Raw genomic sequence first — 24,856 nt, forward strand, 5'->3', positions numbered from 1 at the left:
GCCAGCGCTCGGGGGGGACACTCACTCTATCTTGATGTCGGCGCGCTTGACGATCTCGGCCCACTTTGCCTTCTCGGCCGCGATGAAACGCTGGTATTCCTCGGGCGCGCCGCTATAGAGCTGCGTGCCCTGCGCCGCCAGCTTCTGCTGCAGCTCGGGCGAGGCCAGCGTCTGGCGCAGCGCGGCGTTCAGCTTCTGCGCCACCTCCGGCGGCGTGCCCGCCGGCGCGAAGAACGCGTTCCATGAGCTGATCTGCAGGCCCGCGTCGCCCGCCTGCGCGCTGGACGGCACGCCCGGCGCCGAGGGCAGCGGCCGGTCGCTGGCCACCGCCAGCGCGCGCAGCTTGCCCGCCGCGACGTGCGGCATGATGACCGGACTGGCATCCATCACCACGTCCACCTGCCCGCCGATGGCCGCGTTCACCGCCTCGCTGCCGCTCTTGAACGGGACATGCACGATGTCCAGGCCCGCCGTCATCTTCAGCAGCTCCAACCCCAGATGCGGCGAGCTTGCCTGCCCGGCCGAACCGAAATTGAGCTTGGCCGGGTTGGCCTTGGCATAGGCCGCGAACTGCGCGAAATCCTGGGTCGGCAGGCTCGCCCGCACCGCCAGCAGGTACGGCGACCCCGACACCAGGCCGAGCGGCACATAGCTGTCCGCGTCATAGGCCAGCTTGCGGTAGATCAGCGGGTTGACCACCTGCGTGCCCACCGTGCCCATGAAGATCGTGTAGCCGTCCGCCGGCGCGCTGGCCGCCAGTTGCGCCGCGATCACCCCGCCCGCGCCGGGCCGGTTCTCGACCACGACCGGCTGGCCCAGCGCGTCGCCCAGGCCCTTGCCGACCTGGCGCGCCACGATGTCCGTGATGCCTCCCGCGCCGAACGGCACCACCAGCCGCACGGGGCGGTCCGGATAGGCGGCCTGCGCCGCGACGCCCCAGGCGGCCGTCAGCGCCAGCATGGCGCTCATGGTCCATCGTTTCATCTCTGTCCCCTTGCTCTTGCGGTTCGTTCCGCTATCGAGCGTGCGCGCCATCGCGCCGCCAAATGACACAAAGTGTCCTATAGAGCATTGATTTTCCGCAAGAGGGATCTTGTAGGGATAAACCCTGAGTGCAAGCGACATCACCGCTTTCCGGCGCAGCAGTGTGCCTGCGCCAGCAGTTCCCCACGCCGTGGCGGCCTGCCGCCTGAGCTACCACCGCCTGAGCTACCATTGCGCCCATGGGATTCTTCGCCCGCCGCCAATTCAAAGGCATCGAGGTTGTGCGCATCATCGATGACGCGCGCGGCTTCGCGCCGCACTTTCACGATGAGTTCGTGCTCAGCGTGAATGTGCAGGGACTGGAGCGGATCCGGCTGGACGGACGGAATTTCGATGCAGCCTCGGGCGACGTGACGCTCTACAACCCGGCCCAGGTTCAAAGCTCCAGCGTCGTCAGCCAGCCCTGGCAGTTCGCGAGCATGCATGTCGATCCGGCCATCCTGTCCGGGCAGTGCGGCGTCAGCCGGGAAACCGTCTTCGACAAGCCCCTGTTGCGCGCGCCCGCGGTCGCATCCGGGATGCTCCGGGCCATCGCGTCCGCGCTGGATCGCGACACGCCTGACAGCGTGGCCCAGGAAGGCCTGACGGCGATCCTGGACGCGCTGCTGAAAATCGCGGGTTCGCCCCAGCCCGAGGACACCGGGCTCATCCCCCCAGCCATCTTCCGAGTGGCCGAGCGCCTGCGCGACGATCTCGCCTTGCCGTCGCTGGCGGAGCTGTCCGAAGAAGCGGAAATGACGCCGGTGCAACTGGTGCGGGCGTTTGCAAGGGTCTATCGGATGCCGCCGCTGGCATGGGCCTGGAACCGGCGCGTGGTCCTGGCGCGCGAGCGCATCGCCCGGGGAGAACGCATCGCCGCCGTGGCCGCCGATCTGGGCTTTGCGGACCAATCCCACCTGACGCGCAGATTCCGCGCCTGCTTCGGCGTCCCGCCCAGCCTGTGGCGTAAAGGGTGAAATGGGGTTCAAGACAACGCGCGACGCCTGCGGCAAGATTCCGGCGTCATCCCATCACGGAACATTCCCATGCCTCCCTCCGTTGCCATCGGCTACAGCGACGTGCCCCGTGGCCATATCGCCAGTGTCGTGACCGATCTGGAAATGCTGTCCAGGCCGGCCACGGCGGACGTCCCCCTGCCCGACGGCGTCACGCTGACCCCGGCGTCCTGCCTCGGTCTGGATGCCTACCGGGCCCTGTTCCGGCAAATCGGCGCGGACTGGCTGTGGTTCTCGCGGCTGTTCATGAGCGACGAGGAGCTGGCCGCCACGCTTGGCGATCCCAATGTCGACGTCCGCATCGTCCGCAGCGCCGGGAAGGACGTGGGCATGCTGGAGCTGGACTTTCGCGTGGCGGGCCAGTGCGAACTGACCTTCCTCGGGCTGGCGGCGGAATGCACGGGCAAGGGCCTGGGCCGCGCGCTGATGAGCCGGGCCGTGACGCTGGCCTGGGCGCGTCCCATCACGCGCATGTGGCTGCATACCTGCACCTATGACCATCCCTCGGCCCTGGGTTTGTACATGCGGGCGGGCTTCAGGCCCTGCGCGATGCGGGTGGAGGTTCAGGTCGATCCGCGCCTGACCGGTCACCTGCCCAGGAGCGCGGCCCCGCAGGTGCCCATCATCGCGTGACCCGCTCGGCCGCCTCGCCATCGCGGCCACGCCCTGGCGACGATGCGGGCCCGCCCGAGCGACGCGCTTGCGCATGAATACGCGCAATGGATCGCCCGCATGGTCGTCAAACGGGCTGCGACGCTCAAGGCCCGCCGAAGCGATCGGGAAAAGCCTGGGTGGGAACGCGAAACTCCAGCGCCGGGAAAATGAATCTATTTAGAATCAAATAAATCTTGTGTAAATTATAAGAATCCAAATAGAATCTCACCACCTCCCACCGCGCATCCGCCTCATTGCACGAACCCGGCCGCATCGCCACGGCTCTTCTGGCCGCAGACGGGCCTGGATGCGGGGTGGCTTTCATCGCGCCCAACGCCTTTCATTGACCATGGCCCGTCCCAGAAGCAAAGACAAGGAAATGGCCTTGCTACGCTCGGCCGTCAAGATCATCGCGACGCAAGGACTGCGCGCGTCCACCATGATGATCGCCCGACTCGCCGGCGTCGCGGAAGGAACGCTGTTCCTTTATTTTCCGACCAAGGACGTCCTGCTGTCCGCGGTCTTCGAGCATCTGCTCCAGGACCTGGAGGCGGGCCTTGGCGCGCCCGCCGCCGGCGTGTCGTCGCGGCAGACCGCGCAATTCCTCTGGAACCGCTATATCGATTGGGGCGCGGCCAATCCCGATGCGTATTCCACGATGAATCAATTGCTGGCGTCGGACCGCCTGTCGGCCGGGCAGTTGCGCAGAGTGGAAACGCTGTATGCCTTCCCGGACCTCCAGGCCTGCCGGCGACGCTTTGCCGGCCTGACGGACCGGGAAGCATTGGCGCTTTCCGACGCGACGGAGAAAGCCATCGCCGATACGACAGTGCGCCTGGCCATGACCCGGCCACAACACGCCGAGGCCTACAAGATGGCGGGATTCGACATGCTGTGGGCCGCGGTGACGCGGGGCGCGGAGCCCCCGGGACTCAACCCGCGCGCCCAGCGGCCTTGATCATATCGGCCGCCTTCCCGACGGACATGATGACGGTCCAGACAGCCTGCGCGCCCGCCACGCGCCGGAAACCCGATATCGCATGGGAAGACGCGATGAAGCGTCAGGCTTCATAACGCCGGACCGGGCCGCCGGCCAATATTTCACGCCGGGCGCCCGTCTTTCATCCACCTGAAACAGTTTTCCCTCAAAGTCGCGGCTGCCTACAGGGGAGAACCTTTCATGATCCGCGCCAAGACACTGATGTCCGCCTTGGCCGCGACCGCCCTGGTCGCGGCATGCTCCAGCGATGACGACAAGGCATCCACGCCAACGCCGCCTGTCGCGCAGGCGCCCAAGAACATCCTGTTCTTCCTGGGAGACGGCATGGGCATCACGACGCTCACCGCCGCCCGCATCTACAAGGTCGGCGAAGATGGCGACCTGACCATCGACACGCTGCCGGAAACGGCGTTTGTCCATACGTACTCGAACGATGCCCAGGTGACGGACAGCGCGCCCTCCATGGCCGCCTACATGACCGGCGTGAAGATGAACAACGAAGTCATCTCCATGAGCGCGGACACCAAGGCCACCGACGCCAACGGCAAGCCCTACCACGCCAGCTATGACGCCACCTGCCCGGCCGGCAACGGCACGCCGGTGGAAACGCTGCTGGAAATCATGAAGGCCAAGGGCTACGGCACCGGAGTGGTCACGACCACCCGCATCACGCACGCGACGCCCGCCGCCACCTACTCGCACGTCTGCCACCGCGATGCCGAGAACACCATTGCCGCCGCGCTGGTGCCCGGCGGCGCCGGCTTCAACGCCAGGCTGAACGACGGCATCGACGTATTCTTCGGCGGCGGCACGGATTACTTCCTGCCCAAGGAAAACGGCGGCAAGCGCAACGACAAGCGCAATCTCATCGACGAGATCAAGACCAGGTACGGCTACGCCGCGAATCGCGCCGATTTCGACGCGCTGCCCACCGACGGCCGCAAGATCGCCGGCCTCTTCACCAAGAGCCACATGGCCTACGACCTGGACCGCGACCCGGCCAAGGAGCCCAGCCTGGCGGACATGACCGGCAAGGCGATCGACGCGCTGGCCGCCAGGAACAAGGGCTTCTTCCTGATGGTGGAAGGCGGCCGCATCGACCACGCGCTGCACGCCACCAACGCGCGCCGCGCGCTGCAGGACACCGTGGCCTTCGACGATTCGATCAAGCTCGCGCTGGACAAGATGCGCAAGGTGGATCCGGATCTGAAGAACACGCTCATCGTCGTCACCGCCGACCACGACCATACGCTGCAGCTGAACGGATACGCTGCCCGCACCGGCAAGACCGAGCCGGGCAAGCCTGGCGTGCTGGGCCTGGTCAAGAACTACGTCGGTCCGGCCGTGCCGACCAAGGACGTGGACGGCAACCCCTACACCATCATCGGTTTCGGCAACGGCCCCAAGCGCCTGGCGACGCGCGGCCCGATCGACGACACCGCGCTGGAAGACAAGAACTACCTGCAGGAAGCCGTGATCCCGATGGATCCGGCCAGCGACTCGGAAACCCACGGCGGCGCCGATGTGTTCCTGGGCGCCATCGGCCTGAACGCCGACAAGTTCTCGGGCGTGATCACCAATACCGACGTATTCGGCCTGATCCGCAAGGCAGTCAATCTGTGATGAAGACGACCTCACGCCTCGAACCGAAAACGCCCAAGGACACGATCATGAACCATTGCATTTCCCGTCTCAGCCGCGCCGTCCTGCTCGCCCTGCCCCTGGCGGCGGGCGCCCCGCTCGCCCACGCCGCGGGCGAAGCCAAGAACGTCATCTTCTTCCTGGGAGACGGCATGGGCCCCGTCACCGTGACCGCCGCCCGCATCTACAAGGGCGAGAAGCAGCTTGCCGCCCAGCCCGGCTCGCTGGTCAGCCCGGAGCGCGCCAACCTTTCCATGCAGCTGCTGCCTTACGCCGCCCGCATCAAGACCTTTTCGCTGGACGGCCAGACCACCGACAGCGCCCCGTCCATGGCCGCCTACATGACCGGCGTGAAAATGCGCAACGAGGTCATTTCCATGTCGGCCGACACGGTGGCCGTGGACGGCGCGGGCAAGCAATACGTCTCGGGCGAAGACAGCACCTGCCCCCCGACCAACGGCACGCCCGCCCAGACGCTGCTGGAACTGGCCAAGGCCAAGGGCCGCGCGGTCGGCGCCGTGTCGACCACGCGCGTCGGCCACGCCACGCCGGCCACGACCTATGCCCACGTGTGCAACCGCAACGGCTACAACACCATCGCCGAACAATCGACGCCGGGCCATGCGAACTACAACACCCGGCTTGGCGACGGCATCGACGTGCTGCTGGGCGGCGGACAGCGCAACTACCTGCCCAAGCCGCTCAACCCGGCCAGCAAGCGCACCGACGGCGTCAATCTGGTGACGGCCTTCCAGGCCAGGGGCTATACCTACGTCGATACGGGCACCGCGCTGCGCGCGCTGAATCCCGCGGCCACCGGCAAGCTGCTGGGCCTGTTCTCGCAAAGCGAGATGGCTTATGAACTGGACCGCGTCAAGCCGGCCCTGGGCTATGACCAGCCCAGCCTGGCCGAGATGACGGACAAGGCGCTGGGCGTGCTGAGCAAGAACAGCAATGGGTTCTTCCTGATGGTGGAAGGCGGCCGCATCGACCATGCGCTGCACGGCACCAACGCCAAGCGCGCGCTGGAAGACACGCTGGCCTTCGACAGCGCGATCCAGACCGCGCTGGATTTCATGGAAAAGAAGGACCCCGGCCTGAAGAACACGCTGATCGTGGTCACCGCCGACCATGACCACGCCATCGCGTTCAACGGCTATCCCAAGATCGGCAACCCCATCCTGGGCACGGTCAAGTCCTATGCGGATGGCAAGCCCGCGCTGGCCGCCGACGGCAAGCCCTACACCACGCTGGTGTTCGGCAACGGCGGTCGCCCGAACGCCGACGCCGACAGCAAGACCAACCCGGAAGACGGCAACAAGGCCTGGATCGCGCCGGCGCGCGGCGCCGCGCGCGACGATCTGAGCAACGTCAATACCTTTGACGACAACTTCCTGCAGGAAGTCGGCGTCGTGCTGGGCAAGCCCGGCGCGGAAACCCACGGCGGCGGCGACGTCATGCTGTTCGCGGGCGGCGCTGGCGCGAAGATCTTCAAGGGCACCATGGACAACACCAAGGTGTTCGGCAAGGTCCGCGAGGCGGCCGGCCTGTGAAACCCTTGAACGCAACCGTCAGGCGCGGCCTCGCCTGCCTGCTGCTGGCCTGCCTGCCGGCGGCGGCGGGCGCGGCGGACAATGCGCCCGAACCGGCCCCGGCCGCCCCGGCGCCCGCCCAGCCCGCCCCGCCCGATCTGAACCTGCGCATCGAACGCTATGCCTCGTCGATCGGCAGCGACGGCGTGCAGCGTGAAACCCGCTACGCCGACCTGATGTACCGGCGCGCGGACATGGTGTGGATCGAGCGCGACTATCCGGCCGCGCTGCGCGCCAGCGCGGAACATGGACACGACGGACACGCGGGCCAGGATCCGCATGCCGGCCATTCCCATGCAAACACGACGGGCTCGCCCCTTTGGGTGCGGCGCGATGCCGCCGGCAAGGATCAGGTGCGCATGGTCCTGCGCAAGCAGCACAAGGTGCTGGACATCGACGAGGCCAACTACGGCAACGTCGGCTACAACGGCTCCTGGGCGGCCACCTATGGCATCGCGGACCCGAGACAGTTGCAGCGCATGCAGCCCGACGGCGCGCCGGCCCAAGGCGTGCAGCGCTACCGCCAGGCGCGCGGCGAATCGCAGGTCCTCATCGACTGGGATATCCAGGGGCAGTACGCGCGCCGGATCGAGATCCAGGGTCCGCACGGCCTCTCGGTCAGCAAGGTCACGGTGACCGACGCGGCCGCGCCGTCCCCCGCGCCCTGGGTCCTGCTGAAAGACTACGAAACGGGCGACTACTCCGACCTGCTGGACTAGCGTGCCCGCGCGCGGGCCTCAACCCGCGCGCGCGGCGGCCTTGATCATGTCGGCCGCCTTCTCCGCGATCATGATGACGGGCGCATTGGTATTGCCCGAAGTGACCATGGGCATGATCGAAGCGTCGACCACCCGCACGCCCTTCAAGCCATGCACTTTGAGTTCATGATCCACCACGGCGGCGGGATCCCTGCCCATGGCGCAGGTGCCGACCTGATGATGATAGGAGACCACGGCGCTGCGCACATAATCGGCCAGCTGCCTGTCGGTCTGCTTGTCCTCGCCCGGATAGATTTCGCGTCCGCGCCAGGGCTGCAAGGCGGGCTGGGCGGCGATCTGGCGCATCTGCCGGATCGAGGCGACCAGCACATCGACGTCATGCTGGGTGGCCAACACGTTGGGATCCAGCAGCAGGCGATCGTCCACGCCGGCGCCGGTCAAGCGTAGCTGGCCCCGGCTGGTCGGCATCACGCAGGCCGCGCACAGGGTGAAGGCATTGGCGGGGCCGGTCTGTTCAGGCGTGTAGTACGGCACGTTGAAGAACAGGGGCTGCATGTCCGGTCCGTCCAGCGCCGGGTCCGTCTTGGCGAACAGCTGCGCGTGCAGCACGGTCAGGCCAGGATCGTCCGGCGCGGGAATGGCCTGCCTGCCTTCGTAGATGACCGGCACCAGCATGTGATCGTGCAGGTTCTTGCCCACGCCGGACAGGTCATGCACCACCCTGATATTGTGCTGGCGCAATTGCGCCGCCTCCCCCACCCCGGACAGCATCAGCACGCGCGGCGACTCGATGGCGCCGCCCGACAGGATGGCTTCGCGCCGCACGCCAGCGCGATAGAACCCATTGCCCTGCTCATAGGCCACGCCGACGCAGCGCTTGCCCTCGAACGACAGCTGCTGCACGCGCGCATTGGTGATCAGCGACAGGTTGGGCCGCTCCAGCGCCGGACGCAGGAAGGCCACGGCGGTGCTGACGCGCTTGCCGTCCTTGATGGTGAGGTGATTGAAGCCCACGCCCAGGATGTCCGCGCCATTGTGGTCGCGGTTGAGCGGGTGGCCGGCCTGCACGGCGGCATCCACCATGGCCTGGGTCACGACATGGGGCTGGTACTGCGTCATCACATGCATGAGGCCGCCGGCCCCATGATAGTCATCGGCGCCCCGGTCATAGTCTTCCGACTTCTTGAAATAGGGCAGCACGGACTGATAGCCCCAGCCGGGGTTGCCCTGCCTTTCCCAGGCGTCGTAGACCGAGGCATGGCCGCGCACATAGATCATGCCGTTGAGCGAACTGCTGCCGCCCAGGGTCTTGCCGCGCGGCCAGAACAGCTTGCGGTCATGAGCATGCACCTGCGGCACGGTGTCGTAGGCCCAGTCATAGGGGCTCTTCCACAGCTCGATCAGGCGCAGCGGCGTGGAGATCTTCTCGGAGTTGTCGGGGCCGCCGGCCTCGATCAGCAACACCTTCACGCCGGGATCCTCGGTCAGCCTGTTGGCCAGCACGCAGCCGGCCGATCCGGCGCCGACGATGACGTAGTCGAAACTGTCCGACCGGTCCTCCGCCGCGTTGACCCTCGCGCCCATCAGGCCGCCGGCCATCAGCGTGCCGCTGGCGACGCCCATGGCCTGCATGAAGCGGCGACGGGAGAACGCCGTTCGGGGAAACTGCTCATCGTTGCTCACGGTGTCTCCTGGAAGGCAGGCCTCGCGCGCGTGGCCCGCTCATTGACTGCAATGGTTGCTCGTCGTTCCTGTGGGCAGATCGAGGCCAGCTTAGCGCCGGGTGTCGACGCCTGCTTGTCGGCGCGTGCATGAAGATTTGTCATGCCGTGCAGGCTTCCCCCTGGCGCCCGGGCTCGACGCGCGTCCATGCCGCCAAGATGGCGGGTCATCCGTCGCTCAGGCGCCGGACGATGATACGCGCCCAGCCGCGCTTGCCCAAGAGTGCGCGCAACCCATACGCTCGCGCGCGAGCACGCTACACGCCACCGCCCCCCGTCGCCTTGTTCACCGCCACGAACGCCAAGGCCCGTCCCTCCGACGCCTCGACCGCGGCCAGCTCCGCCTGGCGATGCCCGACCGACGCGTTCAGGCGTTCCAGCAGATTGATCATGCCGCGCCCGTACAACAGCCCCGCGTGCGCGTCCGCCCGCCGCGACGCCTGCAATTGCGCGTCGATCCGCTGCGCGCGCCGTTCTTGCGCCGCCCAGGCGCCCAGGGCGTTTTCGGTTTCCTCGACGGCCTCCAACACGACCTGCCGATAGCCCAGGATGGCCGCGGCCAGTTCGGCCTCGCGCGCGCCGGCCACGGCCCGTCGCAAACCCCAGTCCAGCAGCGGCAGGGTCAAGGACAGCCCGCCCGACGCATGGGTGCTGCGGCCCGGCAAGGGCTTGCCGGTCAGGTTGCCGGTGATCTGGATATCACCGGACAGGGTCAGGCGCGGGTATAGCTCGGCGATCGACACCCGTAGTTCGGCCGCGGCCTGCAGCACCTGCTGTTCCGCGCGACGGATGTCCGGCCGGACGCGCACGATATCGGCCGGCAGCGGCGCGGTCGGCTCGCCGCGCGGCCGGGGCTGGCCGGCGGACGGCAGCAGCCCGGGCGCGATCTGGCTCTCTCCGGTAAGCACCGCCAGACGCTGCGCGTGCTGCCGCGCCAGTTGCGCCGACAGCGGCAGCTGGGCGGCCGTTTCGGCTTCCAGCACGCTGGCGCGGTCCACATCGAAATCGCTGGCGATGCCGGCGCGCCTGCGCTCCTGCACCAGGGCGAGCAGATGACGCTGGTCGCCCAGCAGGCCGGACAGCACCTGATGGCGCCGCTGCGCGCCGCGAAGTTCGATATAGGCGCGCACGGCCTCGGCGGCCACCGATACCCTGGCCGCGCGCAAGTCGGCTTCGGCGGCGCCGGCGCTCGCGCGCGCCGCGTCCGTGGCGGCGGCGATGCGGCCGAACAGGTCGAGTTCCCAGCGGGCGTCGAAACCGGCCTGGTAATAGCCGATGGACCGTTCTTCCTGCGCCAGCGGCAATTCGCCCTGCCCGGCTTCGGCGCCGGACAGCTCGTTCGCGCCGTGCGGACCAGACAACCTGTGCTGGCGCTGGGCGGCGCCGTGCAGGCCGATCTGCGGCAAGGCCTGGGCCGCGCTGGAACGCGACAGGGCGCGCGCCGCCTTGAGCCGTTGCGCCGCCTGGGCCAGCGTCAGGTTGCCCGCCAGCGCGCGTTCGGCCAGCGCATCCAGCTCCGCGTCCTCGAAGGCCGTCCACCAGCGCGGCGGCGCCTCCGTCCGCGCGGCCACCTCGCCCCGGTTGTACCAGTCCGCCGGCAAGGCCTGCCTGGGCTCCGGCCTCGGTCCCATCGACACGCAGCCGGGAAGCGCCAACGTCGCCGCCAGCAGCCCCAGCCACCGCCGCCTGCCCTCAAGTTCCATGTTCCCGCGCACCTTCATCGCTTGCCACCACCCGTCGCCATTTGACGATTCGTTGAGATGAAAACATAATAGATCGACCAATCAGTCTATTAATAATATCCCACTCCAGGCCCGGCTTCGAACATGAATCGTCATTCGCGCGTCCGCCGCGCGCCGGTGTACGGCGCCATCATCGCGGGCGGCATCACGCTGTTCGGCAATGCCGTGGCGGCGGTCGCGCTGCCGTGGCTGGTGCTCGGCATTACCGGCAGCGCGGCCTGGACCGGCGCGGCCGCCGCGGCCGGCATGGTGCCGCTGATCATCGGCGCCTTCTTCGGCGGCCAGATGCTGGAGCGCCATGGCGCCAGGCGCGTCGCGGTGGCTGCCGACCTGGTCAGCGCCGGCAGCCTGATCGCCATCGCGCTGCTCCATGAAAACGGCCAGCTCGGCATGACGGCGCTCATGGCCCTGATCGCGCTGGGCGCGCTGTTCGACGGGCCGGGCATGGCGGCGTCGGAATCGCGCTACCCCGAACTGGCCCGCTTGGCGCGAATGCCGTTGGAACGCGTCACGGCGATGGACGAGCTGGCCGACGGCGCCGCCACCATCGCGGGCCCCATCGCCGCCGGCCTGAGCATCGCCCTGGTCGGACCTGAACTGACCATGTGGCTCACGGCGCTGTGCTCGATCACGGCGGCGGCGCTGAACGCGATCTATCTGCCCGGCAGGCGGCGGGCCGCGCGCGGGAAGGTGGCGCGGCAAGGCGCGCTGATCGGCGTGCGTTTCCTGTGGTCCGAGCCGCCGCTGCGCGCGCTGGTGCTGACGGGCATGGCCGTGGTCAGCCTGTTCAGCGCCCTGGACGCCGTGGTCATGCCGGTCTTCCTGCGCGACAGCGGCCGGGACGCCGCCGACCTGGGCAGCTTCCTGGCCCTGGCCGGCGGCGGCGCCATCGTGTCCGCGCTGGCCTACGCCCGTCATGGGCAGCGCCTGGGGCCTCGGCGGATCCTGCTGGCCAGCCTGGCGCTGGAAACCCTGGCCTTCGCGCTGCTGGCGCTGCAGGACGGCGACGCGCTGATGCTGCTGTCCGGCGCGCTGGCCGGGCTGGGCGTGGGCCCGCTCAATCCGCTGATCAGCACGGCGCTGCTGCGCGGCACGCCCGCCGCGATACGCGGCAGAGTCCTGAGCGCCTTCAACGCGCTGGCGCTGGTCGCCACGCCGCTGGCCGTGCTGTTGGCCGGCGCCGCCATCGAACTGGCGGGCACGCGCGCCGTCATGATTTGCCTGGCCGCCATGTTCGCGCTGCTGGCCCTGCCCTACCTGCTTGCCCCCGCCCACGAGGCGGTTCGCGCCGCGCGCCCCGCCTCGCCCACCAACCGGGAATCCTCCCGATGACCTCGACGTCCCCCATGAGCATGAACGCCGCTTCCCGGCGCAAGACCCTGCTTGCCCGCCACCGATACAGTCTCGCCGCCGCCTGCGCCCTGGCGATGGCCGCGCTTGCCGCGCTGGCGTTGCGCGCCGCGCCCGCCGCCGTGGCAGAGACGCCGCAGGCCGCGCCGGCCTTGCGCGTCACCACCGTCGTGGCCGGCCCGGGCACGGTCCCGATCCGCATCGCGGTGAGCGGATCCCTGGTTGGCAGGGACGAGATCGCCATCCGCACGCCGTTGCAGGACCAGCGCATCGCGGCGGTGCTGGTCGAGGAAGGCGATTGGGTGCGCGCCGGCCAGCCGCTGGCGACGCTGGAAACGGATACTCTGGACGCGCAGCTGCGCCAGGCGCAGGCGACGCTGGGCCGGGCGCGGGCGCAGGTGCAGCAGCAGGAAGCGCTGAACGCCGAGGCCCAGACCCAGTTGCGGCGCATCGCGCCCCTGGTCCGCTCCGGCTCGGTCAGCGCGCAGCAGATCGACCAGCAGCAGGCGCAGGCGCGTTCCAGCGCCGCCGCGCTCGCCGCCGCCCGCGCCGAACAGGAACAGGCCCGCGCCGGGGTGGCGCAGGCACAGGCGCAACGCGACAAGGCCGCGCTGCTTGCGCCGGCCGACGGCATCGTGTCCGAGCGCCACGCGCGGGCCGGCGCATTGGGCGGCGACGCGCCGCTGTTCAAGCTGATCCGCGACGGCCTGCTCGAACTGGACGGCGAGGTGCCCGAAAGCGCGCTGGCCGGCATCCTGCCCGGCATGCCCGCGCGGGTGCGAGTGCCCGGCGCGACGGATGCGGTGGCCGGCAGCGTTCGCCGCGTATCGCCCAAGGTGGACGAGGCGACGCGCATGGGCCGTGTCCGGATCGCGCTGGAGGCGGCGCCGGCGATCCGGGCGGGCAGCTTCGCCGCCACGACGCTGGAGACCGGCCAGGACGCGCTGCCGGTCGTGGTGCCGCAGCGCGCGGTGACATTCGGCGCGCAAGGCGCGGCCTCGGTCATGGTGCTGGACGCCGCCGGCCGCGTGGCCCGGCGCGCGGTCACGCTGGGCAGGCTCAATGGTTCGGTGGCCGAAGTCCGGTCGGGACTGGACGCGGGCGAACGCCTCGTGGCCACCGCGACCGCCTTCATCAAGGAAGGCGACATCGTGACGTCCGCGCAGCCGGAGGCGCCGGCGCGATGAGCATGCAACTGTCTTCCTGGGCGATCCGTCGGCCCATCCCCACCATCGTGCTGTTCCTGGTGCTGGCGATCGCCGGCTGGACATCCTTTCTCGGCCTGCCGATCAACGCCAATCCGCGCGTGGATTTTCCCGTGGTGACGGTCGCGGTGCCCCAGGTCGGCGCTGCGCCCACCGAACTGGAACACGCCGTCACGCTGCGGGTGGAGCGCGCCGTCTCCGGCCTGGCCGGCATCCGCCACATCACGTCCACGGTGGCCGACGGCATTTCCATCACGACGGTGGAATTCCAGTTGGGCATAGACCCGGGCCGGGCCGCCAATGACATCCGCGATGCCATCGCGCAGATCCGCGCCGACCTGCCCCAGACGATCGAGGAACCCATCATCACCCGCGTCGATATCGAGGGCGGCGCCATCCTGAACTACGCGGTCAGCACCCAGGCCCTGGGCCTGGTCGACGTCTCGTGGTTCGTCGACGATGTGGTCAGCCGGGAACTGCTGTCCGTGCCCGGCGTGCAGAAGGTGCAGCGCCTGGGCGGGGTGGAGCGCGAAGTCCGGGTCGCCCTGCGCGCCGACCGGCTGGAGGCACTGGGGCTGGGCGCGGACCAGGTCAACGCGCAGCTGCTGCGCGCCAACGCCAACGTCCCCGGCGGCCGCGCCACGCTTGCCGGCGCCGAGCAATCGATACGCGCGCTCGGCAGCGCCGCCAGCGTGCAGGCGCTGGGCGCGACGCCCATCGCATTGCCCGACGGCCGCTGGACGCGGCTCGACGATATCGCGGTCCTGCGCGATGGCGCCGGCGAGGCGCGCACGCGGGCCAGGCTGGACGGCCAGGAGGTGGTGGGCTTCGCCGTGTTCCGCGCCAAGGGGTCCAGCGATACACGCGTCGCGCAGGGCGTGGAGCACGCCCTGGAACAACTGCGCCGCCAGCACGCCGACGTCGACATCCAGCTGGTGTCCTCGTCCGTGGCCTATACGCTGGCCAGCTACGACGCGGCCATCATGACGCTGGTCGAAGGCGCCGCGCTGACCGTGCTGGTCGTCTTCCTGTTCCTGCGCAGCTGGCGGGCCACGCTGGTGGCGGCGATCGCGCTGCCGCTGTCCATCCTGCCCGCCTTCGCGGTCATGGCCTGGTTCGGCTACACGCTGAACAGCATCACGCTGCTGGCGCTGACCCTGGTGATCGGCATCCTGGTGGACGACGCCATCGTCGAGATCGAGAACATCGAGCGCCATCTCGACATGGGCAAGCGGCCCTACCGCGCCGCGCTGGATGCGTCCGACGCCATCGGCTTCGCGGTCGTGGCCATCACGGCCACCATTGTCGCGGTGTTCCTGCCGGTCAGCTTCATCGGCGGTTTCGTCGGCCAGTATTTCGCGCCCTTCGGCGTCACCGTGTCGGCGGCCGTGCTGGCCTCGCTGCTGGTGGCCCGGCTGGTGACCCCGCTCATGGCGGCGTACCTGCTCGCGCCCAAGCCGCCGGCCGGCCAGCGCCAGGAAGCCGGCCATGCCACCGGCCTGCTCGGGCGCTACCTGCGCATGCTGGACTGGGCGCTGCGGCATCGCCGCAAGAGCCTGGCGCTGGCCGCCGCCTTCCTGGCCGCGTCGCTGGCGCTGGCGCCGCTGCTGCCGTCGGGCTTCATGCCCGTCAGCGATCTCAGCCTGAGCCGGGTCGACGTGTTCTTTCCGCCGGGCACGCCACTGTCCCAGACGGACGGCAAGCTCGACGAGATGGCGGCGCGGCTGCGCCAGCGGCCCGAAGTGCGCGCCGTCTTCACCACGGCGGGCGGCGAGGACGCGTCCGGCGCGACCGACGTCGCCAACGGGCAATTGCTGATCCGGCTGGTGCCGGCCGACCAGCGCGAACTCAGCCAGAAGGCGTTCGAGCATGCCGTGCGGCCGCTACTGGACGCGTTCCCCGACACGCGCTATGCCTTCCGCGGCGACAGCGCGGCGCGCGACGTGTCGATCATCCTGGCCGGCGCGGATGCCGACGCCCTGTCGCGGGCCGCGCATGCGCTGGAACGCGACATGCGCGCGCTGCCGGGCCTCGCCAACGTGCAGGTCAAGGAACCGCTGCCGCGCCCCGAACTGCTGATCCGCCCGCGCGCGGACGAAGCGGCGCGGGCGGGCGTCACCGCCGCGTCGATCGGCACGGTGGCGCGCATCGCCACCGTGGGCGACACCAATGCCAATTCGGCGCGCTTCAACTTCGCGGACCGGCAGGTGCCCGTGCGCGTGCTGCTGCCCGCGCTCGAACAGGGCGACCTGCAGGCGCTGGGCAATCTGCGCGTCTCGACCGACAGCGGCGCGACGGTGGCGCTGCGCAGCGTCGCGGACATCGGATACGGCAGCGGCCCGGCCCGCATCGAGCGGTCCGCGCGACTGCGCAGGATCTCGGTGGACGCGGACCTGTCCGGAACGACGCTGGGCACCGCGCTGGAAGCCATCGACGCCTTGCCCGCCCTGCGCGAGCTGCCGGCCGGCGTGCGCCGGATCGAGTACGGCGACGCGGAGTACATGCGGGAAATGTTCGAGAAGTTCAGCGTCGCCATGACCTTCGGCGTGCTGATGGTGTATGCGGTGCTGATCCTGCTGTTCCGGGATTTCCTGCAGCCCCTGACCATCCTGACATCGCTGCCGCTGGCGATCGGCGGCGCCGTCGGCGGGCTGCTGCTCTATGGCGCGGCCATCGACCTGCCGGTGGTGATCGGCCTGCTCATGCTCATGGGGATCGTGACGAAGAACTCCATCCTCATGGTGGAATTCGTGATCGAGAAGCGCCGCCATGGCATGGCGCGCCACGAGGCGCTGATGCAATCGGGCGCGGAACGCGCCCGACCCATCATCATGACCACCATCGCCATGGTGGCCGGCATGGTGCCCGCGCTACTCAGCACCGGCGCCGACGCCGGCTTCCGCGCGCCGATGGCCGTGGCGGTCATCGGCGGGCTGATCACCTCCACCCTGCTGAGCCTGATCTTCGTCCCCGTGGTCTTCAGCTACATGGACGACCTGCGCAACTGGCTGGCGCCCAGGCTGGCGCGGCTGACATCCGTCACGCAGCGGGACCGCGACGAAGAGGAGGCATGAACAAGCGCCGCGAACCGGCGCGCGGCCGGCCCGCTACGGGTCGACCGAGCGCATGTCGCAACTGGTCTCCTCGGACCCGCAGATGCCACGGAACCACGCCCGCCCCCGCTTGCGGTCCTTCGGCGCCAGCGGCTCCAGCTTCTCGTCGTTGCGCATCTCGTAGTCCAGCAGCAGCCACTCACCGTCGCAGGCGACGATGCCGCGCAGCGCGACCCGGTCGCGCAGCCAGTCGCCCTTCAGGTCGAGCAGCCGCTCGCTGCCGGCGTCGGGACGCGCATAACCGCGCGCCGACTGCACGCCGACCTGCATGTCCCCGGCCTCGATCCATCCCTCGCCTTGGTACACCGGCCGGGGCTTTTCGCTCATCTCGTCGCTGGCGCCCTTGATCTTGAGCCAGCCATCGCGCGCCTCGACCAGATCGAACGTGACGCTGTAGTAGTCCAGGGCCGGATCGAGACTCTCGCCGCGCGTCGTCGGCAGGCTGCCGACCACCTTGGCGGTCGCGGACGCCTCCGCGCGCACCACGATCGCGGGCTTGTCATTGACCGTCCAGCCGGAGAATCGGCAGACGGTCGGTCCCGGCGGCGTCCAGGCCGCCGTTCCGGCATTGGCCTGGGCATTGAGCGCGGGCGACAGGGTCAGCGCGACAAGCGCCAGCAGCATGCGTCGAACAGTCATGGGGGTGGTCACACCGTCTGTTTGAGCTGGCGCGATGCGGTTGTGCCAGCAAAGGTTGGCATAGGGCGGATCCCGGGATCCGCCTTGCGCGAAGCGCGGGTTGCCGCGCCAGAAAAAGCGTACCATGGCCGGCCCGGACTTCTGCCGGGCGATACAGATTGCCTTGGCGGCTTCGCGCCGTCCCTGTCTTTGCCCGCCAAGAGCACTCTCATGACGCGACGAGCAGCGGCCATGCCTTTCAGAGAAATCTATTCGCGATGCACCCCGTATTAGCCACTGCCCTGGCCAAGATCTGCCAAGAACGCGATGAAAAATCCTATTCAGCGTCGTTGGATGCCGTCTCAGCCATCGTTCGCCACTTCGGCGAAGTCAATTTGGCAGAGGTACTTTTCTCGGAAATACCCAGGACGGTGCCGTTCGAACTTGTTGCCGAGCTGTTCGACCTGCTCGCCTGGCAGACCAACGACAACGGCGCCAGCATGGCCAGAACAACTGAAGCATGGCTACGCGAGGGATCCGACAGTCGAAAACTCCTGATCGCCTTGCATCTTGAGGTTTACCCGTTCGTCGACGGCGGAGAAATGGAGCGTGTCCTGCTTCCACTCGCCAAAACCAATGCTCGCGTGTCCGCCCGGTGTATGGCTTTGATTCACGCGCGCCGTAGCGCGAGCCATGTAGGTTGACGATTCGGCGAAGCGGACCTGTCAAGATCAATCGGACCGGCCCCATTGTTCCCGCTCATACACCCGGCTCTTGCCCCTTCACTTCCCCTCATCCGCCTCCACCCCCACCATCATCCGCAAACATCGCAGGAACACCGGCCGCAGTTCCTCCGGCAGCGGCGCCAGCACTTGCGCCTCGACCTGCGCGTCGCGCGGCAGCACGCGCATCAGCAGGTCCAGGCCGGCCTCGGTGATTTCAAGCGCGTAGGCGCGCGCATCCTCGGCCGAGCGCGTGCGCCGCACATAGCCCTTGGCCGTCATGCGGGCGATCATCTCGGCGAAGGAATTGCGGTCCAGCGCGATCAGTTCGGCGATGCGGCTCTGGGTGGCGCCGGGATGCTGGTGGACGGTGATCAGCAGGGCCTTCTGCCGGGGTGTCAGGTCCTCGTCGGGAAAGGCCTGCGCGAACAGCGCCTCGGCCCGGAAGTGGGCCCGCCGCAACAGGTGCGACGCCACCTGGGTCAGATCGAAGTCCCGCAAGGCGCGGGACGAGGCCGGACGGCGGGCGGTCGGACGGGAGGCGGTCATCGGGCTTTCCATGAAATAGGCCAGGCGATTGTAGGCACAGGCGGCCGACGCCGAAAGACGCTGGCTCCCGGGCCCGGCCCCCGGCCCGTCTCCGCGCGGCCAGGCGACGCCAACGCGGCAGCGCTCGCCTTGGGCAAAACCCGGCGTTGACTTCGCCGGACGCGCCGCCTAAGATCGTCAATATAGTACGTATACGTATTTTATTGCCGGTACCCGCCACGCCGCGCGACCTGTTCCCAGGAATTCCGATCATGACGATCCGCCAGCTACGCAATTACATCGACGGCCGTTTCGAAGACGGCGCCTCGACCTTCGACAAGCACAGCCCGGTCGATCACGCGCTGATCGCCCAGGTCCACGAGGCCAGCCGCGAGCAGGTCGACCGCGCCGTCGCCGCCGCAAGGCGCGCCTTGCCGGCCTGGGCCGCCCTGCCGGTGGCCGCGCGCACCGATCAGCTGCTGGCGCTGGCCGACGGCATCACCCGCCGCTTCGACGACTTCCTGCAGGCCGAGATCGGCGACACCGGCAAGCCGGTGTCCTGGGCCAGCCAGATCGACATCCCGCGCGGGGCCGCGAATTTCCGCGCCTTCGCCGAGCTGGCGCGCACGCTGGACATGGAAAGCTACATGACCGACACGCCCGACGGCCGGCAGGCGCTGAACTACGCGTACCGCAAGCCGCTGGGCGCGGTCGGCGTGATCTCGCCGTGGAACCTGCCGCTGCTGCTGCTGACCTGGAAGGTGGCGCCGGCGCTGGCCTTCGGCAACACCGTCATCATGAAACCGTCGGAAGTGACGCCGTCCACCGCGACCCTGCTGGCCGAGGTCGCGCACGAGGTGGGCCTGCCGCCCGGCGTGCTCAACCTGACGCATGGCTTCGGCCCGGGTTCGGCGGGTGAATTCATCACCACGCATCCCGATATCGACGGCATCACCTTCACCGGCGAATCGGCCACCGGAGCGGCCATCATGCGCGCCGTGGCGCCGGGCGTGAAGCCCGTGTCCTTCGAGCTGGGCGGCAAGAACGCCGCGCTGGTGTTCGCCGACGCCGACTTCGAGGCCGCCGTCGACGGCACCGCGCGCTCGGTCTTCGCCAACTGCGGCCAGGTCTGCCTGTGCACCGAGCGGGTCTATGTCGAGCGCCCGATCTACGAGCGCTTCGTCGCCGCGCTGGCCGAGCGCGCGCGGGCGCTGCGCATCGGCTGGCCTGGCGATCCGCAGACCGGCATGGGCCCGCTGGTGTCGCGCGAGCATCGCGACAAGGTGCTGGCGTATTTCGCGCTGGCGCGCGAGGAAGGCGCCACCGTCGTCACCGGCGGCGGCGTGCCCATGTTCGGCGACGCCCGCGACGCCGGCGCCTACGTGGAACCGACCATCTGGACCGGCCTGCCCGAGACCGCGCGCTGCATCAAGGAGGAAGTGTTCGGCCCGGTCTGCCACGTGGCGCCGTTCGACACCGAGGAAGAAGCCATCCGCCTGGCCAACGACAGCCGCTACGGCCTGGCCGCCGCCGTCTGGACCCAGAACCTGACGCGCGGCCACCGCGTGGCGCAGTCGATGAAGGCGGGACTGGCCTGGGTCAACTGCTGGTTCCTGCGCGACCTGCGCACGCCCTTCGGCGGCAGCGGCCTGTCCGGCATCGGCCGCGAAGGCGGCCGCCACTCGCTGCACTTCTACACCGAACCCACCAACGTCTGCATCAAGCTGTGATGCCTCACTCCTCCAAGGACCCCTCATGATCCAGTCCCCCGTCAATGCCACCGTCGTCGCCGGCAAGGCCACGCCGCGCGGCAAGTATCCCCACATCAAGCGCGCCGGCGATTTCCTGTTCGTCTCCGGCACCAGCTCGCGCCTGCCCGACAACCGCATCGCCGGCGCCGAGGTCGACGCCATGGGCACCGCCACGCTCGACATCCGCGCGCAGACCCGCGCCGTGATCGAGAACATCCGCGACATCCTGGCCAGCGCCGGCGCCGGCCTGGCCGACGTGGTCGAGATCGGTACTTTCCTGGTCAACATGAACGACTTCGGTGGCTACAATCAGGTCTACGGCGAGTTCTTCGACGCCGATGGGCCGGCGCGCACAACAGTGGCGGTCCATCAGCTGCCGCACCCGCAATTGCTGATTGAAATCAAGGCGGTCGCCTACAAACCGCTGGCGCGCTAGCGGACAGGCGCGGCGATGGCGCCAGACCGTCTTCCGGCCCTTCCTTCGGAACAGGATCGCCGCCCCGGCCCGCAAGCCGGGACGGCCGCGCGCATGTCGAACTTCCGCATCACGCCCAACGCGCTCAGCCACAAGCTGAAGCTGCACCAGCTGCAGATCTTCGAACGCGTGCTGGCGCGCCGCTCGCTGTCGCGCGCCGCCAGCGAGATGCACCTGACCCAGCCCACCGTCACCAAGGCCATCCACGATCTGGAGGCCTTCTTCGGCGCGACGCTGTTCGAGCGCTCCAACCGTGGCGTCACGCCGACCGAGCTGGCGCTGGTGCTGGGCCGGCGCGTGCACGCCATGATGGCCGAGATCCGCTACATGGCCGACGACATCGACGCGGTGCTCGGCGGCGCCAGCGGCCACGTGGTCGTGGGCACGCTGATCGCGGCCTCGGCCAAGCTGCTGCCCGAGGCCATCGCGCGGCTGATGACCGAGCATCCCGGCATCCAGGTCACGGTGCGCGAGGGCCCGTCGGCGCAGCTGCTGCCGGCGCTGGCCACGGGCGACGTCGACATCGTGGTCGGGCGGCTGCCGGGCGCCGACATGGCCTCGATCTCGGGCGTGGCCGTCGACCATCACAAGCTGTACCGCGAGGACCTTTGCCTGGTGGCCGGCGCCAGCCATCCGCTGGCCGGGGCCGCGCGGGTGTCGCTGGCCGAGCTGGCGGACCACATCTGGATCCTGCCCGCCCCCACCTCGCCGCTGCGCGCCTCGATCGAGCGCAGCTTCTTCGACGCCGGCGTGCGCCTGCCCACGCGTCACGTCGAATCGCTGTCGCTGCTGACCAATATCGGCATCCTGATGCACAGCGACGCGCTGGCGCTGATGCCCTACGACGCCGCGGCCCAGTTCCTGGCCATGGGCGTCCTGGCGCGCCTGCCCACCGACGCCTTCGGCGCGTTCGGCGACGTCGGCTATTCGATCCGCGCCGACCGGCCCTTGACGCCGGCCTGCCTGCGGCTGGTGGACTACCTGAAGCGGGTCGCGGCGCAGCGCGACGCCAGTCCGGACCCCGCCTGATCCGCCGGGCCGTATCCGGGTAAGCCCGTTCAGGGAAACCCCGCGATAGATAAGCCGCATATCCAACCGCGCAATTTCTATTGCACGGCAGCCGCCTTCCCCCCCTAGACTTCCAGTCATCGAAGTCCGCAAGCGCCACCGGAGTCCCCCATGCCCGCCTACGGCCCGCCCTTGAATTTCCAGCGCTGGATCCAGGATCACGCGCATCTGTTGCAGCCGCCCGTCGGCAACCAGCAGATCTGGCAGGACGCCGATTTCATCGTCACGGTGGTCGGCGGCCCCAACCTGCGCACCGACTACCACGACGATCCGCTGGAGGAGTTCTTCTACCAGGTGCGCGGCAATGCCTGGCTGTCGCTGTGGATCGACGGCAAGCCCGAACGCGTGGACCTGAAGGAAGGCGATATCTTCCTGCTGCCGCCGCACGTGCGCCATTCGCCGCAGCGGCCCGAGACCGGCAGCGCCTGCCTGGTCATCGAGCGCCAGCGCCCGCCCGGGTTGCTGGACGGCTTCGAATGGTATTGCCCGCAGTGCGGCCACCTGGTGCACCGGGTCGAGGTGCAGCTCAAGAGCATCGTCACCGACCTGCCGCCGCTGTTCGAAGCCTTCTATTCCAACGAAGCGCGGCGCACCTGCCCCGGCTGCGGCACGCTGCATCCCGGCAAGACGCAAGCCCCCGCCGCCCAGGCGGCGCCCGCCTGACGCCCCACTCTACCTGTCTTACCCATGACCCTGAAAATCGATATGCACGCGCACTTCTTCCCGCCCATCACGCGGCAGGAAGCGGCGGCGCTGGACCCGGTCGACGCGCCCTGGCTGCGGCGCGACGGCGACGGCTCGACCGGCCAGATCATGGCCGGCGACCGCCCGTTCCGCCCGGTCGACGCCACGCTGTGGGACCCCGCGCTGCGCGTGGCGCAGATGGACCGCCACGGCGTCGACCTGCAGATCCTGTGCGCCACGCCGGTGATGTTCGGCTATGCCTATCCGGCCCGGGCCGCGGCGGACTGGGCCGCGCGCATGAACGACCTGGCGCTGGAGCACTGCGCCCATGCGCCCGACCGCCTGAAAGCGCTGGCCCAGGTGCCGCTGCAGGACCTGGACCTGGCCTGCCGGGAGGCTTCGCGCACCCGCGCCGCCGGCCACCTGGGCGTGCAGATCGGCAACCATGTCGGCCCGCGCGACCTGGACGACGACACACTGGTGAACTTCCTGGTGCATTGCGCCGACGAGGGCATCCCGGTGCTGGTGCATCCCTGGGACATGATGACCGACGGCCGCATGAAGCGCTGGATGCTGCCCTGGCTGGTGGCCATGCCCGCCGAGACCCAGCTCGGCATCCTGTCGCTGATCCTGTCCGGCGCCTTCGAGCGCATTCCGCGCAGCCTCAAGCTCTGCTTCGCCCATGGCGGCGGCAGCTTCGCCTTCCTGCTGGGCCGGGTCGACAACGCCTGGCGCCACCGCGACATCGTGCGCCAGGACTGCCCCCAGCTGCCTTCGTCCTACACCGACCGCTTCTATGTCGACAGCGCCGTGTTCGATCCGCGTTCGCTGCGCCTCCTGATCGACGTGATGGGCGAGGACCGCGTGCTGCTCGGCTCCGATTACCCCTATCCGCTGGGCGAGCAGGAAGTCGGCCGGCTGGTGTCCAACGCCGACCTGCTGCCCGCCGTGCAGCAGAAGATCCTGTCGGGCAATACGCAAACGTTCTTCGGACTGGACCGCTGACGTCCCGCCGCCAACCATGACCGTGAGACACGGCAACGCAAGGGGATACACATGAAACGCATCTATCTGCTGGCCGCCGCCGCGGCCCTGGGACTGGCCCCCGGCGCCGCCGCCTGGGCCGAGGTCAAGATCGGCCTGCTGACCACGCTGACCGGCCCCGGCTCGGTGCTGGGGCAGGACCAGCTGGACGGCTTCATGCTGGCCGTCGAGCAGGGCGGCGGCAAGCTGGGCGGCGTGCCGGTGCAGGTCATCAAGGAAGACGACCAGTTCAAGCCCGAGGTAGGCGTGCAGGCCGCGCGCAAGCTGGTGCAGAGCGACAAGGTCGCCATCATCACGGGCGTGGTGTATTCCAACGTGATGCTGGCCGTGGCGCGGCCGGTGACCAGCGCGGGCGTGTTCCTGGTGGGCTCGAACGCCGGGCCCACCAACCTGGCCGGCAAGGACTGTACGCCGTTCTTCTTCTCGACTTCGTGGAACAACACCCAGCGCCACGAAGGCAGCGGCGAGATGGCCAACCAGATGGGTTTCAAGAAGGTCTACCTGCTGGCGCCCAACTACCAGGCCGGCAAGGACGCCATGGCCGGCTTCAAGCGCTTCTTCAAGGGCGAGGTGGTCAACGAGGTGTTCACCCAGGTCAACCAGCCCGACTACTCGGTCGAGCTGGCCGCGCTGGCCGACGCCAGGCCCGACGCCGCCTATGTGTTCTTCCCCGGCGGCATGGGCGTGAACTTCGTCAAGCAGTATCGCCAGGCCGGCCTGTTCTACAAGATCCCGCTGCTTTCGGTGGACACCATCGACGGCGCCACCCTGCCGGCCCTGCAGAAGGACGCGCTGGGCGCGGTCACCAACGTGCCGTATTCGCCCGATCTGGACAACGCCGCCAACAAGGCCTTCGCCGCCGCCTTCCGCCAGAAGTACGGCCGCGAGCCGTCCAGCTACGCGGCCCAGTCCTGGGACGCGGCGCAGCTGATCGGCTCGGCGCTCAAGCGCACCGGCGGCAAGGTCGACGACAAGGACGCGCTGCGCAAGGCGCTGGAGGCGGCCGACTTCGCCTCGGTTCGCGGCGAATTCCGCTACCAGCCCAATCACTTCCCGGCGGCCGGCTTCTTCCGCGCCGACGTGGCGGCGGGCGCGGACGGCAAGGTCGGCTTCGTCAACAAGGGGCCGATCTTCGCCGACCTGTCCAAGGTCTCCGACCAGTACGCCGCGCAATGCGCGATGAAGTGACG

21 protein-coding genes are annotated in these 24,856 nt (G+C 69.0%); 16 read left to right on the forward strand and 5 right to left on the reverse strand.

Translation table 11 applies throughout. From position 1 onward, the window contains the following. Window positions 1–21: 21 nt before the first annotated feature. A complete protein-coding gene (locus C2U31_RS26975) occupies window positions 22–984 on the reverse strand; it encodes a tripartite tricarboxylate transporter substrate binding protein (RefSeq protein ID WP_103275606.1) in 963 nt (320 codons plus the stop codon). Between the two features lie 239 nt (window positions 985–1,223). Here C2U31_RS26975 and C2U31_RS26980 point away from each other — a divergent pair, with 239 nt between their 5' ends. The 6 genes from C2U31_RS26980 to C2U31_RS27005 all read left to right on the forward strand — a co-directional run bounded on the left by C2U31_RS26980 (window position 1,224) and on the right by C2U31_RS27005 (window position 7,645). Next, a complete protein-coding gene (locus tag C2U31_RS26980) occupies window positions 1,224–2,000 on the forward strand; it encodes an AraC family transcriptional regulator (protein ID WP_103275607.1) in 777 nt (258 codons plus the stop codon). A gap of 69 nt (window positions 2,001–2,069) precedes the next feature. Further along, a complete protein-coding gene (locus tag C2U31_RS26985) occupies window positions 2,070–2,672 on the forward strand; it encodes an N-acetyltransferase (RefSeq protein ID WP_103275608.1) in 603 nt (200 codons plus the stop codon). A 400-nt stretch (window positions 2,673–3,072) separates the two neighbouring features. Next, entirely contained in the window at window positions 3,073–3,651 is a 579-nt protein-coding gene (locus C2U31_RS26990) for a TetR/AcrR family transcriptional regulator (RefSeq protein ID WP_158658478.1), read from the forward strand. 222 nt (window positions 3,652–3,873) lie between these two features. Beyond that, window positions 3,874–5,316: an alkaline phosphatase gene (locus tag C2U31_RS26995; RefSeq protein WP_199770905.1), complete on the forward strand. Its 1,443-nt coding sequence runs from the start codon at window positions 3,874–3,876 to the stop codon at window positions 5,314–5,316. 47 nt (window positions 5,317–5,363) lie between these two features. After that, a complete protein-coding gene (locus C2U31_RS27000) occupies window positions 5,364–6,887 on the forward strand; it encodes an alkaline phosphatase (protein ID WP_103276600.1) in 1,524 nt (507 codons plus the stop codon). A 5-nt stretch (window positions 6,888–6,892) separates the two neighbouring features. Next, window positions 6,893–7,645, forward strand: a complete 753-nt coding sequence (locus tag C2U31_RS27005; RefSeq protein WP_103275610.1) for a hypothetical protein — start codon at window positions 6,893–6,895, stop codon at window positions 7,643–7,645. A gap of 18 nt (window positions 7,646–7,663) precedes the next feature. Here the strand turns inward: C2U31_RS27005 and C2U31_RS27010 are convergent, their stop codons facing one another. After that, window positions 7,664–9,328, reverse strand: a complete 1,665-nt coding sequence (locus C2U31_RS27010) for a GMC family oxidoreductase (RefSeq protein ID WP_199770906.1) — start codon at window positions 9,326–9,328, stop codon at window positions 7,664–7,666. 295 nt (window positions 9,329–9,623) lie between these two features. Then, window positions 9,624–11,069, reverse strand: coding sequence for an efflux transporter outer membrane subunit (locus C2U31_RS27015; protein WP_158658479.1), 1,446 nt, complete (start codon window positions 11,067–11,069; stop codon window positions 9,624–9,626). 123 nt (window positions 11,070–11,192) lie between these two features. Here C2U31_RS27015 and C2U31_RS27020 point away from each other — a divergent pair, with 123 nt between their 5' ends. From C2U31_RS27020 to C2U31_RS27030, 3 genes are read left to right on the forward strand one after another with little or no spacing between them, the layout of a single operon-like run. Continuing rightward, a complete protein-coding gene (locus C2U31_RS27020) occupies window positions 11,193–12,440 on the forward strand; it encodes an MFS transporter (protein ID WP_103275612.1) in 1,248 nt (415 codons plus the stop codon). Beyond that, window positions 12,437–13,645: an efflux RND transporter periplasmic adaptor subunit gene (locus tag C2U31_RS27025; RefSeq protein WP_103275613.1), complete on the forward strand. Its 1,209-nt coding sequence runs from the start codon at window positions 12,437–12,439 to the stop codon at window positions 13,643–13,645. Before C2U31_RS27020 ends, C2U31_RS27025 begins: the two co-directional genes overlap by 4 nt. Next, entirely contained in the window at window positions 13,642–16,737 is a 3,096-nt protein-coding gene (locus C2U31_RS27030; RefSeq protein ID WP_103275614.1) for an efflux RND transporter permease subunit, read from the forward strand. Before C2U31_RS27025 ends, C2U31_RS27030 begins: the two co-directional genes overlap by 4 nt. A 33-nt stretch (window positions 16,738–16,770) precedes the next feature. On the opposite strand, the gene C2U31_RS27035 is transcribed toward C2U31_RS27030, so the two are convergent. Continuing rightward, entirely contained in the window at window positions 16,771–17,415 is a 645-nt protein-coding gene (locus C2U31_RS27035; RefSeq protein WP_103276602.1) for a hypothetical protein, read from the reverse strand. A 257-nt stretch (window positions 17,416–17,672) separates the two neighbouring features. Between C2U31_RS27035 and C2U31_RS27040 the strand changes: the two genes are divergently transcribed. Then, window positions 17,673–18,098: a hypothetical protein gene (locus C2U31_RS27040; protein ID WP_103275615.1), complete on the forward strand. Its 426-nt coding sequence runs from the start codon at window positions 17,673–17,675 to the stop codon at window positions 18,096–18,098. Between the two features lie 78 nt (window positions 18,099–18,176). Here C2U31_RS27040 and C2U31_RS27045 read toward each other — a convergent pair whose 3' ends face one another. After that, on the reverse strand, window positions 18,177–18,665 hold the full coding sequence (locus C2U31_RS27045) for a MarR family winged helix-turn-helix transcriptional regulator (RefSeq protein ID WP_103275616.1): 489 nt from the start codon (window positions 18,663–18,665) through the stop codon (window positions 18,177–18,179). 251 nt (window positions 18,666–18,916) lie between these two features. Here C2U31_RS27045 and C2U31_RS27050 point away from each other — a divergent pair, with 251 nt between their 5' ends. From C2U31_RS27050 to C2U31_RS27075, 6 genes are all read left to right on the forward strand, one after another. After that, a complete protein-coding gene (locus C2U31_RS27050; protein ID WP_103275617.1) occupies window positions 18,917–20,374 on the forward strand; it encodes a 2-hydroxymuconic semialdehyde dehydrogenase in 1,458 nt (485 codons plus the stop codon). A gap of 25 nt (window positions 20,375–20,399) precedes the next feature. Next, complete coding sequence (locus tag C2U31_RS27055; protein ID WP_103275618.1) at window positions 20,400–20,831, forward strand: RidA family protein; 432 nt, start codon at window positions 20,400–20,402, stop codon at window positions 20,829–20,831. 93 nt (window positions 20,832–20,924) lie between these two features. After that, entirely contained in the window at window positions 20,925–21,899 is a 975-nt protein-coding gene (locus C2U31_RS27060; protein ID WP_233772521.1) for a LysR substrate-binding domain-containing protein, read from the forward strand. 150 nt (window positions 21,900–22,049) lie between these two features. After that, window positions 22,050–22,601 (forward strand): 3-hydroxyanthranilate 3,4-dioxygenase, encoded by a 552-nt coding sequence (locus tag C2U31_RS27065; RefSeq protein ID WP_103275620.1) that lies wholly within the window; start codon window positions 22,050–22,052, stop codon window positions 22,599–22,601. Window positions 22,602–22,625: 24 nt separating this feature from the next. Then, the gene (locus tag C2U31_RS27070; protein ID WP_103275621.1) at window positions 22,626–23,627 is read left to right on the forward strand and encodes an amidohydrolase family protein; all 1,002 of its coding nucleotides are present in this window, start codon (window positions 22,626–22,628) and stop codon (window positions 23,625–23,627) included. 51 nt (window positions 23,628–23,678) lie between these two features. Next, window positions 23,679–24,854, forward strand: a complete 1,176-nt coding sequence (locus C2U31_RS27075) for an ABC transporter substrate-binding protein (protein WP_103275622.1) — start codon at window positions 23,679–23,681, stop codon at window positions 24,852–24,854. The last annotated feature ends 2 nt before the right edge of the window (window positions 24,855–24,856 follow it).

Origin of the sequence: Achromobacter sp. AONIH1 (assembly GCF_002902905.1) — a bacterium.
Lineage (GTDB): Bacteria > Pseudomonadota > Gammaproteobacteria > Burkholderiales > Burkholderiaceae_B > Achromobacter.